The organism is Actinophytocola xanthii, assembly GCF_001921205.1.
Taxonomy (GTDB): Bacteria; Actinomycetota; Actinomycetes; order Mycobacteriales; family Pseudonocardiaceae; genus Actinophytocola; species Actinophytocola xanthii.
Map to the genome: position 1 here is coordinate 1 of NZ_MSIE01000001.1, position 13,892 is coordinate 13,892.

Genomic DNA, 13,892 nt, shown 5'->3' on the forward strand with positions numbered 1-13,892 from the left:
CGGGGTGGGCACGGCGCCGGCCAGCGTCGCCGCGCCGAAGGGCAGCACACCCGTCGCGGCGGCCTGCGGCGGCGGAGCCGGCAGCGGGTCCCCGGCCCCTGCGTCGCCCTGGGTGGGCACCGTCGGCCCGGCCGGGACCGGCTGCGGCAGGCCCGCCAGGGCCAGCAGCAGGCCCTGGAACTCGGCGCCGGCCTCCGCGGACGAACCGGACCGCTCGCCGGCCGGCTCCTGGGGAGCCGGCACGGGGGCGGAGCCCATCGCGGAGAGGGTCGGCATCGTCACGGCGTACCTCCGAGCATTCCCATGATCTTGCGGACGTAGTTCTGTGTCTCGGCGTAGGGCGGGATTCCGTCGTAGCGGCGGACCGCGCCCGGACCCGCGTTGTAGGCGGCGAGCGCCAGCGGCACCGAGTCGAAAGTGGACAGATGGCTCTTCAGCAGCCGGGCGGCCCCGTCCACGGCCTGGGCCGGGTTCATCGGGTCGACGCCGAGCCCGGCGGCGGTGGCCGGCATCAGCTGCATCAACCCGCGGGCACCCGCGTGGCTGACCGCGCTCGGGTTGAAGTTCGACTCCGCCTTGGCCACGGCGGCCAGCAGGCCCTGGGGCAGCCCGTGGCGCGCGGTCGCGGTGGAGAACAGGCTCGCGTACGCCCCGCCCGACGGCACCGACGCGCCGCTGACGGAGGCCAGGGACGCGGCGGAGGCGGAGGCCGTGCCCGACGGGAGGATCCGGCGGATCGCCGTCGGCGTCTCGTAGACGTCCTGCACCCGGACGTTCTCGCCCGCCTGCGGTGCGTGGATCATCTTGCCGTCGCCGATGTAGATCCCGATGTGGTGCACCGGCGAGCCGAACGCCACCAGGTCGCCAGGACGGGCCTGGTCCAGGCTCGGCACCGCGGTGCCGGCCTTGGCCTGGTCCCGGCTCACCCTGGGCAGGGACACGCCGAGGTCGGCGTAGACCCGCTGGACCAGACCGGAGCAGTCGAGCCCGCGCGCCGGGTCGGTGCCGCCCCACACGTAGGGGACACCGATGTACTTGCGGGCACCCGCCACGACAGCCGTCTCCGAGGCCGCGCCGCCGGTCGCCGCGGCGCCGACGCCGGTGCTGGCCGAGGTGCCGAGCACGCCCTCCAGCGCCGAGGCGAACCCGGTCCCCGAGGCCGTCGCGGTGGCCCCGGCGGTGGCCGCAGGCGCGGCGGCGACCGGCGGCCGGATCATGGTGTTGATCTCCTGCATCCTGGCGGCGATCGCCGCGATGCCCCCGGTCACATCTCGCTCCGCACGTGCCGGGCACCGGTGATGTCGTCGGCGCCGCGCTGCTCGGCAGCCAGGTCCGCACGACGGCTGAGCTCAGCGGCCCGCTCGACCAGCTTCTCGACGCTGCGCCGGCGCTGGGCGGCGGCCCGCAGCTGGTCCTGGTTGGCCAGTGCCTCGGTCCGGGCGGCCCGCTCGGCCTCGGTGGCCACGCTCAGCGCGGACGCGAGCGCCCGGCCGGCCGCGACGGCGGCCAGGTAGGCCGTCGTCTCGCCGGCGGGCGGGCCGCTCCACTCGTCGAGCGAGGCGTTGCGCTCGCCGACCCGCGCCGAGGCCCGGCCGACCTCCGCGTTGGCCCTGGCAAGGTCGCCCTGGGCCACGTTCTCCTGTGCCCGGCGGGCACGCAGCACCGCGCCCAGCCTCGATGAGATGCTCATGTCGCCCCTTGGTTCAGCAAGTCGTGCAGTGCCCGCCACGATTCGGCGGCCGGCACCTGGTGGTCCACGTCCTGACGCAGGAACGCGGTGATCTGCGGCCACAACGCGTGCGCCATGTCCGCGTCGGGGTTGGTCCCGGGTACGTACGCGCCGATCTCCACCAGCTCCCGCACGTCCCGGTGCGCGGACATCAGCCGGCGCAGCGTGGACATGTCCGCCCGCTGCTCCGGCGTGGTGATCGCGCGGGTCACGCGGGACACCGACTCGAGCACCTCGATGCTCGGGAAGTGGCCCGCCGTGGCCAGGCGTCGCTCCAGCACCACGTGACCGTCCAGGATGGACCTCGCGGTGTCCGCGATCGGCTCGTTGTGGTCGTCGCCCTCGACCAGCACCGTGTACAGGCCGGTGATGCTGCCGCGGGAGGCCGGGCCGGCCCGCTCGAGCAGCGTCGGCAGCAGCGCGAACACCGAGGGCGGGAAGCCCCGGGTGGCCGGCGGCTCGCCGGCGGACAGGCCAACCTCCCGCTGCGCCATGGCGATGCGGGTCAGGCTGTCCATCAGCAGCAGCACGTCGGCGCCGCGGTCCCGGTACCACTCGGCGATGCGGGTGGCGACGAAGCCGGCCCGCAGCCGGACCACCGGCGGCTGGTCGGACGTGGCGACCACGACCACCGACCGGGCCAGGCCCTCGGGGCCGAGGTCGTGCTCGAGGAACTCGCGAACCTCGCGGCCGCGCTCACCGATCAGCGCGACGACCGTGATCTGGGCCGAGGTGCCGCGCGTGATCATCGACAGCAGGCTCGACTTGCCGACGCCGGAGCCGGCGAAGATGCCGATGCGCTGGCCCTGCCCGCAGGGCACGGCCGTGTCCAGGGCACGCACGCCCAGCTGCAGCGGCTCGGAGATGAGCTGCCGGTCCAGCGCGGAGGGCGGGGCCAGGTCGACGGTCACCGGCTCGGTGTCGGTCAGCGGCGGGCCGCCGTCCATCGGGCGACCGAGGCCGTCGAGCACCCGGCCACGCAGCGAGTCGCCCACCTGGACCCGCAGCGGCGCGCCGGTGCTCACCACCGGGCTGCCGATGCCGACGCCGCGCAGCGGGCCGAGCGGGAGGCACACGACCCGGTCGGTGCCCAGCGCGACGACCTCGGCCAGCAGGTCGTCTGGCCGGGTGCCGATCGAGACGAGGTCACCCACGCGGGCGGTCAGCCCGGCCACCGACACCGAGAGCCCGACGACGCCGGTGACCCGGCCGGTGACGCTGGGCCGTGCGGCGGGCAGCAGCTTCGCGATGCGGTCCTTCAGCAGGTCGTTCACTGGGCCAGCTCCGCTCGGACACGTCGGACGGCGGCGGCGAGCGTGCCGTCGACGGTGGTGACCTCGGTCTCGGCGAGGGCGCCGCCGCGCTCGACGGTCGGGTCGGCCATCAGCGTCACCGTGCGACCGTGGGCGAGCTCGGCCAGACCGGCCGAGAGCAGCTCGGCGTGGTCGGTCGGGTTCAACCGCACGGTCACCGGGGCCGTCGCCGGCAGCTCGGCGAGGGTGCGGTCGACGCCGGCCCTGGCCGCGCCGACCAGGTCGGCCGCGACGGTGGCGCCGGCCATGGCCTCGCCCAGCTCGACGGCCGCGGTGACGGTGGCGTCGAGGACGTCCTCGGCCCGCTGCACGGTCGTGGTACGGACCTGGTCGGCCGCCGCGGCCAGCGCGGCGAGCGCCAGCGACGCGCGGCTGTCCCGCTCACGCAGCATCCGGTCGAGCTCGTCGCCGGCACGCCGACGGGCGTCGGCCGTGGCCGCACGAGCCTCGCGGATGCCCTGGGCCCACCCGGTGGCGTAGCCCTCGGCGTGCGCGACGTCCCGCTTGGCGCGCGGGGTGACGGCCGCGGCGACCTGCGGCCCGGCTGGCTCGCCGAGCCGGAACGGGACCGCCACGTCGTGCTCGCCGTGCCGCAGCACGGTGCCGACGGGGCTGCGCTCAGCTGACGAACTCATCCTCGTCACCTCCCCTGATCAGCACGATCTCGCCGGACTCCTCGCACTTGCGGATGACCGCGATGATGCGGGCCTGGGCCTCCTCGACGGCGCTCAGGCGAACGCTGCCGAGCACGTCGATCTCGTCGACCAGGTTCTCCGCGGCACGCTCGGACAGGTTGCGCAGGACCTTGTCCCGAACGTCCTCCCGCACACCCTTCAGCGCGGTGGCGAGGTCGGCGTTCTCCACGCCGCGCAGGACGAGCTGCATGGACCGGTCGTCGATGTTGACGATGTCCTCGAACATGAACATCAGGCTGCGGACCTCGTCGGCGAGTTCCGGCGAGCGCGCCGTCAGTCCGTCCAGAATGGACTTCTCGGTGCTGCGGTCGGCCCGGTTGATGATCTCCACCAACGGCTGCACGCCGCCCACGTTGGACTGCTCGGTGGGCTGCAGCAGCGAGGAGAGCTTGCGCTGCAGCACGTTCTCGACCTTGCGGATGATCTCCGGCGAGGGCTGGCCCATCTTGGCGACCCGAAGCGCGACGTCGGTCTGCCGCTCCTGGGACAGTCCGGAGAGCACCATCGAGGCGAGCGCGGCCGGCATGTGCGCGATCACTAGTGCGATCGTCTGCGGGTGCTCGTCCACCAGGTACGAGTGCAGCTGCCGGGGGTCGGCGCGGTGCAGGAACCGGAACGGCATCTCGACCATCGTCGCGCCGATGCGGCTCACCATCTGGTCCGCCCGGTCCGCACCGAGCGTCTCGATCAGCAGCTCCCGCGCGTACTCCATCCCACCGCGGGCCAGGTGCTTGCGAGCCTTGGCCATCATGTGGAACTCGTCCAGAACGGCGCCGGACACGTCGCCCTTGACCTCGCCCAGCCGGACGATCTCCGCGGACAGCGCCTCGACCTCCGCCTCCCGCATGCGGGAGAGAATCTTGGCCGAGCCCTCCTTGCCAACCTGCAGCAGCAGTACGGCCGCCTTGCGCAGGCCGTCCATTTCCTTGCTGATGGGTAGTGCCTGGTCGACCGACATCAGACGCTCTCCTTCGTGGCGAGCCACCCACGCAGCAACTGGGCGACCTCATCGGGCTGCTCGTCGACCAGCGCCTCGATCTCCTCGAGCTTGCGCTGCTGCTCGTCGCTGGGGCCGTAGCCGGCGCCGGGACCGAGCTGGCCCTTGGTGTCCGGGGCGGACAGCTCCTTGGTCGCGTCGTTCTCGATCATGTCGAGCTTGGCGCGCTCCAGCTGGGCCTTGATCGCCTCCAGCGTCCGCTCCTCGGACTGGGCGGCCAGGGCGCGCTTGCGCCGGCGGCGCAGGACCAGCAGCAGGAACAGCAGCAGCAGGATCCCGCCGAGAGCACCGGCCGCGGTCTTGATCAGCGAGATCATCTCCGCCTGCTCGGCCTCGGCCTGCGCCGCCGCGAGCTCCTCCTTGGCCGTCTCGGCCGCGGACTGGTCGAACGGCATCGCGCTCACCGCGAGCGTGTCGCCGCGGGTGGTGTCCAGGCCGACCGCCGAGGAGGCGAGCTGGCGGACCTGGGCCATGTCGACCTTCGCCGCCGTCGCCGAGTCCAGCAGGACGGCGACACCGAGCTTGCGGACCTTGCCCGGCGCGGACTGGCGGGTCTCGATGACGCTGTTCACCGCGTTGTCGCGCACCTCCTTGGTCTGCTGGTAGGTGCCGTTGCCGCCGTTGGCGCCGCCGGTCACGCCGGCCGTCGTGCCGTTGGTCTGGCCGAGGACGCCGCCGGCGTTGTTGTTGCCGCCGGCACCGGTGCCGGTGTACTTCTCGTCGGTCGTGCTCTCCGAGAGCGGCGCGGTGTCCTCGTCGGAGGTGTAGGTCTGGCTCTTGGTCTCGGTCTTGTCGAAGTCGAGGTCGGCGGTCACCTGGACGACCGCGTGGTTCGGACCGACGACCTGGGTCAGCATCTCCTGGAGCGATCCACTGAGCCGGTCCTCGTAGTCCGTCGTGGCCTGGTCGCTTCCGCCGCCGCCGCTGCCGGTGACAGCCTGGCCCGGCGCCGCGAGCACCTTGCCGTTGGAGTCCGCGACGGTGATGTCGTCGGTAGCCAGACCCTCCACACTGGACGCCGTGAGGTGGACGACGGCCTGCACGGTGTCCGCGCTGACCGGCTTGCCGGGGCTCTCGGCGATCATGATCGCCGCCGTCGGCTTGCTCGCGTCGTCGGAGAACACGTCCTTCTCGGGGATCACGAGGTGCACGGTCGCCGCGTTCACACCGTCGATCGACTCGATGGTCTTGGAGAGCTCGCCCTCCAGGGCGCGCTGGTAGCCGACCTGCTGCATGAACTCGGAGGTGGTGACGCCCTGCTGGTCCAGCAGGGAGTAGCCGGTGTCCTCCTGGGCCGGCAGGCCGGCCGCGCTCATCTTCAGGCGCAGCGAGTAGATCTGGTCCTTGGGCACCTGCACCGTCTGCCCGCCGTCGGTGAGCTCGTAGGGCACACCGGACGCGTCGAGCTGGTCGACGATCGCGCTGGCGTCCTTCGCGGCGAGGTTGCTGAACAGTGGTGAGTAGGTGGGCTTGGACAGCCAGGACGCGAACACCCAGACGCCGATGACGATCGCGACGACGCTGACCAGACCGATCATGCGCTGGCTGAACGACAGCGCCCGAACCTTGTCCCCGACTCGACGAGCCGACGCGAGCAGACGCTCCTGGTTCATCCTTGCAGCCTCATGATCTCGTTGAAGGCGTCGACGGCCTTGTTGCGCACGGCGACGGTCAGCTGGGTGGTCAGCGAAGCCTCGGTGGCGGCGGCGAGGTACTGGTGGGCGTCGGCGAGGTCACCGGACGCGGCCCTGACGGCGAGGTTGTCCGCGTTGTCCTGCACCCGCTCGGTGTTGGCGATGGCCTTGCCGATCAGCGCGCCGAAGCCCGTCGCCGCGTTGGCGCTGGCCTGGTCGGTCTCGGTCGACGCGCTGATCGGGGCGATCGGGGCGGGCGGACCGGCGATGGCGGAGATTCCCGCGATCGGGGCGCTCATGCGTTCTTCCCGAGCTGCAGCGCGGCCTCATAGGCACCGTGGGCGCGGTCGGCGACCGCGAGGTTGGCCTGGTACCCGCGCTGGGCCATGATCAGGTAGCCCATCTGCTCGCTCAGGTCCATGTCCGGGTAGCGCACGTAGCCCTGCTCGTCGGCCAGCGGGTGGTTCGGCTCGAGGACCAACCGGCCTTCCGCGTTACCGGCGGGGGTCGAGGCCACGACCGCGCCGCCGAAGTCGCCGGCGATCGGCTGGGCCTGGATGAACCGCTCCTGGAAGGCGGGGCCGGTGGTCGGCGAGGCGTCGTTGATGTTGGCGATGTTGTCGGACACCGCGTCGAGCCACTTGCGGTAGACGGCGACGCCCGAGGCGGCCACACCGATGTTGTCAAACATCACCGACCACCCTTCAGCACCGTGCTGATCAGGCCGTACTGGTCGTCCTTGGCGCGGAGCATGAGCTTGAACCGCAAGCCGGTGTCCATACTGGAGAGGGTCTCCTCGTCGATGTTGACGTTGTTGCCGTCCTGGCGGGGAGCGAGGTTCGACCGCGTCTCGGCGAACTCGACGGAGGACTCCACCTCGGACCCGTTGGCGACCGCGTCGCGCAGCTGGTTCTCGAAGTCGAGCCGGCCCGCGGTGAACCCGGGGGTCTCGATGTTGGCGAGGTTGTTCGCGGAAACGCGCTGGCGCATGGCCAGGCCATTCAGTGCGGTACGCACCGCGGCGGAAGCGACATCGTCGAACACGGCCACAGCCCTTCTGCTTTGCCGTCGTGCGCCGATCCGTGGCGAGGAGGTGAGCGATCCGTGCTCTCTGCCTGTCCAATCGGCACCCGGCGGGCCGGGCTGAGAAGTTTTCCCTGCTACATCGCGCAGTCGACGTAGCTTGGCCGGGGCGCGTCCCGGCCGTCGTCGAGCCGGTTGAGCACGGCGGCCTGCCGGGCGGTGCCGGTGATCGTGGTGGCGAGCTGCTGGGCGACGGCCAGCTGACGACGCAGGACCTCGTCCGCGCGGGGACGCAGGTCCAGGGGAAGAGGGCCGAGCCCGGCAGGTGGCTGCCACGGGTCGGTCAGGGGAAGGTCGCGCATCCGGTGCTCCTCGGCGAGCAGCTCCTCGGCGGCGACCACGTCGGCCTCCAGGGCGTCCAGTGCCTCTACCCAGGCCCGGCGCCACTGGGGGGCGGTCATGCCGGAGCGCCGATGCCCGCAGCCGGTGCCTGGGCCTCGACGACCTGGCGCCACGTGTCCCGCAACGGTTCGGCCACCGCGAGGCTCGCGGTGATCTTCTCGACGTCCTGGCGCAGGTTGGCGTCCATGAGCTCGGCGAGCAGGAACGAGTAGATGTCGGCGAGCTGCTGGCCGGCCGGCCAGTCGTCGGTGCGCAGCGAGCCGCGCAGCTCGAGCAGGATGTCCTGGGCGTGCAGCAGCGCCGCCGACGCGGCGTCGCGGCGGCCGTCGGTGGCGGCCGCGGCGGCGCGCTCGAGGTCGAGGCAGAGCCGGTCGTAGAGCATGACGAGCAGCCGGCCGGGCGAGGCCGTGCTGATCGAGTCGGTCAGGTAGCGCTGGTGGAACGCGGCGGGCGACATGGATACCTCAGCTCGTGGTGGGCAGGCTTCCCAGCTGGCTGGACAGCCAGCTGGACTGGTCCTTGAGCCGGCCGAGTGCGGTCTCGAGGTTCGTGTACTGGCGCTGGAGGCTGACCTTCTTGGCGGCGAGACGCGTGTCCCAGTCGTCGATCTCCTTGTTGAGCCGACGCATCGTGGTGTCACCGCCCTGAACGGCGAGGGTGAGCTTGCCACTCGTCGAGTCGGTCGCGTCGACGGCGATCTTGCGGTAGGTCTCGGCGAAGCCGCCCTTGACGGCGGTCTGCACCTTGGCCGGGTTCGCCTCGTAGGCGGCGAGGAACGCGGCCCGGTCGAACGACAGCGTGCCGGACCGGTCCAGCTTGACGCCCACCCCGCTGAGGCTGCCGAACCCGGAGACGCCGTTGCTGACGCCGGACTGGAGCTGCTGGCGCAGCCCTCTGGTCAGCGAGTTGCCGGTGAGCGGCCCGCCGGTCTTGGTCGCGCTGTTGTAGGAGCTGGCCGAGTCGATCTGCAGGGCGGCGGAGTTGATGGCGGAGACGAGCGCCTGCATCGCGTCGGCGAGCGCGCCCGTGTCCGGTGAGGTGCTCACGGTGACGTTGTTGGCGACGGCTGTCGCGCGGATCGTCACCCCGGGCAGCAACCCGCTGAACGTGTTGTCCTTGCTCGTGAGCTTGTAGCCGCCGGCGGCGGCGTCGCCGACGGTCAGCTCCGCGTCGGCCCCCTGGGACAGCACGGAGGTCGGCTGGGAGAGCCCCGACACCGTGAACGCCTGGGCGGCGCCGGTGGAGGCGGAGGAGAACTGGACGACCGGACCGTCGCTGGTGGTGAGAACGCTGGCACGCACGCCGAGGTTCTTGGCGTTGACCGCGTCGGCGAGGCCCTGCGGGGTGTCGGTCGTGACCGCGATGTTGGTGGCGGTGCCGCCGACGGTGAGGGTCACCGAGCCGTTCGTCGTCATCGACCCTGAGGTCGGCGCCTTGCTGGTGACCACGTGCTGGGAGGCCAGGCGGACCACGTTGAAGGTCGCCGAGCCGGTGGTGGCCGCGGTGCTGGCCGATGCCGAGACCGCGGAGGAGTTGGAGCTGGTGGCCTTCACACCCTGCCAGGTGTTGGCGGAGGTGAGGGCTTCGGCCGCGGAACGGACCGCGACCATCCGGGCGTTGACACCCTGGTAGGCGTTCTGCACCGTCTTGTGCTCGGAGACCTTCGTCTTCAGCCGGCTCTGGGGAGCACCCTCGACCTGCAACAGCTGGCTGATGATGGTCGTGGTGTCGAGTCCCGTGACGAGTCCGTCGACGCTTGCCATGTGTCCGTTCCCTTACCCGTTCCTGGATGTGCTTACGACGGTGTGGTGTGGACTGTGTAATCGGAACAATGCTGGCCAGGCCAGCCAGGAAGCCGGGAGGGCGGGGGCATCGCCCTCCCGGCTGCCCCGTTATCAGCCGCGCAGCAGCTGCAGCACGGACTGCGGGGCCTGGTTGGCCTGGGCCAGCATCGCGGTGCCGGCCTGCGACAGGATCTGCGACCGGGTGAACTTGACCATCTCGTTGGCCATGTCGGTGTCGGTGATCGCCGACTTGGACGCCGAGAGGTTCTCCACCTGGACGTTGATGTTGTTGATCGTGTGCTCGAACCGGTTCTGGTAGGCACCGAGCTGAGCACGCGCCGTCGACAGGCTCTTGATCGCGTTGTCCAGCGAGGTGATCGCGTTCTGGGCGTTCACCGTGCTGTCCACCTTGACCGTGGAACCGACGCCGAGGCCGGCGCTGTCGAACCCGGTGGCGGTCGAGCCGCTGACACCCGCCGTGGCGGTGCCCGCGGTCAGACCGGCCGCGCTCGAGGTGACCGAGATCGTCTCGTCGGCGGCGACCTTCGAGGCGATCTTCAGCGTGCCGGACTCGTTGGTGGCAACGAACGACGAGCGGAAGCCCTCGTTGCCGTTGAGCTGGCTGACCACGTCGTCGAGGTCAGCCGGGTTGCTCAGCTTCACCGTGGCGCCGGTGCCGTTCAGCGTGGCCGAGATGGTCTCGCCGTCAAGGGCGTTGCTGAACGTGCCGGTCACGGTGTTGCTGGCCTTGGTGCCGGTCGTACCGAACACCGACGCGTCGAGCTTGACGTCGATCCGGTCGTCCATCGTGTTGTTGGCGCCGACCTGGAACGTGCCTTCGTACGCGGTGCCGCCAGGAGTACCCACCGACAGCAGCTTCTGGCCGCCGAAGGAGGTCGTCTTGGCGATCCGGTCCAGCTCGCTCTGGAGCTGGCCGAACTCGGTCTGGGCCGCGGCCTGGGCGTTGGTGTCCTGGGAGCCGCCGTTGGCAGCCTGCACCGCGAGGTCACGCATGCGCTGCAGGATTTCCGCCGACTCGTTCAGGGCACCGTCCGCCGTCTGGACGACGTTGACGCCGTCCTGGGCGTTGCGGGTCGCGACCTTCAGGCCACCGATCTGGGACTGGAGCCCCTGGGCGATCGAGAGGCCGGCGGCGTCGTCAGCTGCCCGGTTGATCCGGAGGCCAGACGACAGCTTCTCCAGGGATCCCTGCATCTGCTTGTCGTTGACCGACAGGTTCCGGTAGGCGTTCATTGCCGCGATGTTGGAATTGATGCGCAGACTCATTGAAATTTCCTCCTTGAATCGAGTCCTTGCCGGTCCCTCCGTGGTCCGGCACCCGTACTCATCGGACAGTGGGGGGTTGTCTTGAGGTTTTCGAGTACGAGTTTTTTCAGGCGGTGCGAGCGACCGGCATACCGGTCGCCGTGGTCTGGGCCAGGCGGGTGCGCAGCGTGCCGTGCGCGGCCACTGCCGCGTAGTAGGAGGCACGCCGACGCGCGGCGCAGCCCTCGGGACGGGTGGCCGAGGCCACCCGCTCCGGGTCCAGTGCGGCGTTCATGCCGTCGCGCAACAGCGCGGTGGCCTCGGAACGCAGCTGGGAGACGCGGGACTCGGTGACACCGAACTCCTCGGCCAGCTCGCTCATCGACCGGTTCTGGAAGTAGTAGGCCTCGATGACGGCCTTGAGCCGCTCAGGGAGGTTGGCGATCGCGTCGTGCAGGTAGCCCACGCGCTCGCGGTCGAGGACCATGTCCTCTGGGGAGGGTCCGTTGTGCGCGGTGGCGGTACCGGCGCCGTCGACCCCGTCGGGGAAGGCGGCCTGCAGGCTGAGCAGCGTCGCGCGCTGCACGTCGTCGCGGACCGCCACGACCTGGCGGGCGTCGGTGTCCAGCCGGGTGGCGAGCTCGGCGGCGGTGGGCACCCGGCCGTGGTCGGCGACGAACTTGTCCCGCTCGGCCTCGATCCGGCGGACCTTGCCCCGCACCGAGCGGCTCGCCCAGTCCAGCCCGCGCAGCTCGTCGAGCAGGGCGCCGCGGATGCGCATCGAGGCGAAGGCGCCGAACGGGGCGCCGCGGGAGGGGTCGAAGCCGCGGGCGGCGGTGACGAGGGCCTCGGAGCCGGCCGAGAACAGGTCCTCGCGGCGGACGTGCGCCGGAACCCGGGCGAGCATCTCGCGGACCAGGTGACCGACCATCGGGAGGTGGGCCGTGACCAGCTCGTCCACGGTGGACGCCGGCTGCTGGGGCTGGGCTGGCTTCGTCATGGTGGTGGTCCTCTCGCTGGTCGCCGTCCTCGGTGCGGCGATTTCCAGCCTCGGGCGCCACGGGTGCAGCTCGGTTGCCTCCTCGGTTGTCGTTCCGTTGTGGATCGGCCGAAAAAGTCCTCAGGTGCGTCCCGGCCCTGCCGATGGGAGCTGTAGCAGGCAAGAGGCAGCAGGTCGGGAGGGCTTTTTATGAGCGTCGTGGAAACGTCCACGATCTTGTGGCGGCAGCGGGAGCTTCTCTCGATGCTGCTGTTCAAACTGGATGTGGAGAGCCTTGTACTGTCCGCGGGACGCAGCCGCTGGCTGGGCGCGGCCACCTACGAGGTCGAGCTGGTTCTCGAGCAGGTACGCGAGAACGAGGTGCTCCGAGCGATCGCCGTCGACGAGCTCGCCGACCTCCTGGGACTCCCGCCGGGTCCCAGCCTGGCCGACCTCACCGACGCCCTCGACGAGCCATGGCGTTCCACCTTCGCCGACCACCGCAAGGAGCTGATCTCGCTCTCCGCCGAGATCGACGCCGCGGTGCGCACCAACCGCGGCCTGCTCACCTCCGGCCAGCGCGCGGTCCAGGAGGCCCTGCACACGGTCACCGGCTCGAGCGACCTCTACCGGCAGGACGGCACCACTGCCCCGGCAGGCCACCGCTCCGCCCGACTCTTCGACGAGGCCATCTGATGAGCACGTTCTCCGGGCTGAACACGGCCCTGACCGGGCTGCGCGCCCAGCGCCAGGGCCTCGAGCTCGCCGGCCAGAACATCACCAACGCCAACACCGAGGGCTACAGCCGCCAGCGGGTCGAGCTGACCGCGGTCGGCGGCGCCACCGCCGCCATGTACGCCACGGCCGGTACCGACACCGGCGGGGTCGTGGTCTCCCAGGTCACCCGCATCCGCGACGCCTACCTCGAGGCCAGGGGGCACACCGAGCACGAGCGGCAGGCCGGCCTCGGTCAGCAGTACCTGGTCATCTCCGAGATCGAGCGCGTGTTCTCCGAGCCGAGCGTGAACGGCCTGCAGGCCAAGCTCAGCCAGCTCTCGGACGGCTTCGCCGACGTCGCGGACAGCCCCGGCGACTCCGCCGCCCGCACCCAGCTGCTCACCCGGGCGAGCATCGTCACGGCCTCGCTCAACTCGAGCGCCACCGAGCTCTCCGGGCAGTACACCGCCCGCCGCGACCAGCTGACCGCCACGGTCGACGAGGTCAACAACGCGGCCGCCCGCCTCGCCGCGCTGAACGAGACCGTGTCCCGGGCGACGCTGGCCGGCGTGAGCACCAGCGAGCTCAGCGACCAGCGGGACCTGCTCGCCATGCACCTGGTCGAGCTGACCGGCGGGACCGTGTCCCGCGGGCCGAACAACTCCCTCAACGTCTCGATCGGCGGCAGCCCGCTGGTCAGCGGCATCACCGCGCGCTCGCTCGTCGCCACCGGCAGCACGACGCTGGCCGGTCAGGCAGGCGACCCGGTGGGGCTGCGCTGGTCCGACACGAACACCGCGGCCGGACCCGTCGGAGGCCAGATCGGGGCGCAGCTCGGCTCGCTCAACACCACGCTGCCCAGCTACCTGGGCGACCTCGACCGCGTCGCGGCCACCCTGGCCAGCTCGGTCAACGGCCTGCACACGACGGGCTACACGTCGGCGGGCGCCCAGGGTGGTGCCTTCTTCTCCGGCACCACCGCCGCGAGCATCTCCGTCGCGATCACCGACCCGAGCGCGGTGGCCGTCTCCAGCAGCGCGTCGCTCGCCCTGGACGGCGGCGTCGGCGACCGGCTCGCCCAGCTGGGCGGCACCGCGGGCAGCGCCGACGACGTCTACCGGGTCGTGGTGTCCCGCCTCGGCGGGCACGTCCAGTCGACCGAGCAGCTGCTCAACACCCAGAACGCGATCACGAACCAGGTGGACTCCGCGCGGCTGTCCAGCGCCGGGGTCAACATCGACGAGGAGCTGACCTCGATGCTCACCTACCAGCGGGCCTACGAGGCGTCGGCGCGGACCATGAGCGCCATCGACTCGATGCTCGACACGCTGATCAACCGGACGGGGGTCTGAC

17 protein-coding genes are annotated in these 13,892 nt (G+C 71.3%); 2 read left to right on the forward strand and 15 right to left on the reverse strand.

What is annotated here, in order from left to right; translation table 11 throughout:
• The 15 genes from BU204_RS00005 to BU204_RS00075 form a co-directional block, all read right to left on the reverse strand.
• Positions 1 to 282: hypothetical protein (locus BU204_RS00005; RefSeq protein WP_198942709.1), on the reverse strand; the 282-nt coding region annotated here is incomplete at its 3' end.
• Positions 279 to 1,268, reverse strand: a complete 990-nt coding sequence (locus BU204_RS00010) for an NlpC/P60 family protein (RefSeq protein WP_233158986.1) — start codon at positions 1,266 to 1,268, stop codon at positions 279 to 281. The genes BU204_RS00010 and BU204_RS00005, both read right to left, overlap by 4 nt.
• Positions 1,265 to 1,690, reverse strand: a complete 426-nt coding sequence (locus BU204_RS00015) for a flagellar FliJ family protein (protein ID WP_075123390.1) — start codon at positions 1,688 to 1,690, stop codon at positions 1,265 to 1,267. Before BU204_RS00015 ends, BU204_RS00010 begins: the two co-directional genes overlap by 4 nt.
• A complete protein-coding gene (locus BU204_RS00020; RefSeq protein ID WP_075123391.1) occupies positions 1,687 to 3,003 on the reverse strand; it encodes a FliI/YscN family ATPase in 1,317 nt (438 codons plus the stop codon). Before BU204_RS00020 ends, BU204_RS00015 begins: the two co-directional genes overlap by 4 nt.
• Positions 3,000 to 3,677, reverse strand: coding sequence for a FliH/SctL family protein (locus BU204_RS00025; RefSeq protein ID WP_075123392.1), 678 nt, complete (start codon positions 3,675 to 3,677; stop codon positions 3,000 to 3,002). The genes BU204_RS00020 and BU204_RS00025 overlap by 4 nt, the downstream gene beginning before the upstream one ends.
• A complete protein-coding gene (gene fliG, locus BU204_RS00030; RefSeq protein ID WP_075123393.1) occupies positions 3,661 to 4,695 on the reverse strand; it encodes a flagellar motor switch protein FliG in 1,035 nt (344 codons plus the stop codon). Before fliG ends, BU204_RS00025 begins: the two co-directional genes overlap by 17 nt.
• A complete protein-coding gene (gene fliF, locus BU204_RS00035) occupies positions 4,695 to 6,347 on the reverse strand; it encodes a flagellar basal-body MS-ring/collar protein FliF (protein WP_075123394.1) in 1,653 nt (550 codons plus the stop codon). The genes fliG and fliF overlap by 1 nt, the downstream gene beginning before the upstream one ends.
• Positions 6,344 to 6,667 carry a flagellar hook-basal body complex protein FliE gene (locus tag BU204_RS00040; RefSeq protein ID WP_075123395.1) on the reverse strand — a complete coding sequence of 108 codons (324 nt, stop codon included), beginning with the start codon at positions 6,665 to 6,667 and terminating at the stop codon, positions 6,344 to 6,346. The genes fliF and BU204_RS00040 overlap by 4 nt, the downstream gene beginning before the upstream one ends.
• The gene (locus BU204_RS00045; RefSeq protein WP_198942710.1) at positions 6,664 to 7,059 is read right to left on the reverse strand and encodes a flagellar basal body rod protein FlgC; all 396 of its coding nucleotides are present in this window, start codon (positions 7,057 to 7,059) and stop codon (positions 6,664 to 6,666) included. Before BU204_RS00045 ends, BU204_RS00040 begins: the two co-directional genes overlap by 4 nt.
• The gene (locus BU204_RS00050; protein WP_233158987.1) at positions 7,059 to 7,418 is read right to left on the reverse strand and encodes a flagellar basal body rod protein FlgB; all 360 of its coding nucleotides are present in this window, start codon (positions 7,416 to 7,418) and stop codon (positions 7,059 to 7,061) included. The genes BU204_RS00045 and BU204_RS00050 overlap by 1 nt, the downstream gene beginning before the upstream one ends.
• 110 nt (positions 7,419 to 7,528) lie before the next feature.
• Positions 7,529 to 7,852 carry a hypothetical protein gene (locus BU204_RS00055; RefSeq protein WP_075123397.1) on the reverse strand — a complete coding sequence of 108 codons (324 nt, stop codon included), beginning with the start codon at positions 7,850 to 7,852 and terminating at the stop codon, positions 7,529 to 7,531.
• The gene (gene fliS, locus BU204_RS00060; RefSeq protein ID WP_075123398.1) at positions 7,849 to 8,250 is read right to left on the reverse strand and encodes a flagellar export chaperone FliS; all 402 of its coding nucleotides are present in this window, start codon (positions 8,248 to 8,250) and stop codon (positions 7,849 to 7,851) included. Before fliS ends, BU204_RS00055 begins: the two co-directional genes overlap by 4 nt.
• 7 nt (positions 8,251 to 8,257) lie before the next feature.
• Positions 8,258 to 9,556, reverse strand: coding sequence for a flagellar filament capping protein FliD (fliD, locus tag BU204_RS00065; protein WP_075123399.1), 1,299 nt, complete (start codon positions 9,554 to 9,556; stop codon positions 8,258 to 8,260).
• Positions 9,557 to 9,688: 132 nt separating this feature from the next.
• Positions 9,689 to 10,864 (reverse strand): flagellin N-terminal helical domain-containing protein, encoded by a 1,176-nt coding sequence (locus tag BU204_RS00070; protein ID WP_075123400.1) that lies wholly within the window; start codon positions 10,862 to 10,864, stop codon positions 9,689 to 9,691.
• Positions 10,865 to 10,970: 106 nt separating this feature from the next.
• The gene (locus BU204_RS00075; RefSeq protein ID WP_075123401.1) at positions 10,971 to 11,843 is read right to left on the reverse strand and encodes a sigma-70 family RNA polymerase sigma factor; all 873 of its coding nucleotides are present in this window, start codon (positions 11,841 to 11,843) and stop codon (positions 10,971 to 10,973) included.
• A 189-nt stretch (positions 11,844 to 12,032) separates the two neighbouring features.
• Between BU204_RS00075 and flgN the strand changes: the two genes are divergently transcribed.
• Both flgN and flgK read left to right on the forward strand, forming a co-directional pair.
• Complete coding sequence (gene flgN, locus BU204_RS00080; protein ID WP_075123673.1) at positions 12,033 to 12,518, forward strand: flagellar export chaperone FlgN; 486 nt, start codon at positions 12,033 to 12,035, stop codon at positions 12,516 to 12,518.
• A complete protein-coding gene (gene flgK / locus BU204_RS00085; RefSeq protein ID WP_083660877.1) occupies positions 12,518 to 13,891 on the forward strand; it encodes a flagellar hook-associated protein FlgK in 1,374 nt (457 codons plus the stop codon). Before flgN ends, flgK begins: the two co-directional genes overlap by 1 nt.
• The last annotated feature ends 1 nt before the right edge of the window (position 13,892 follow it).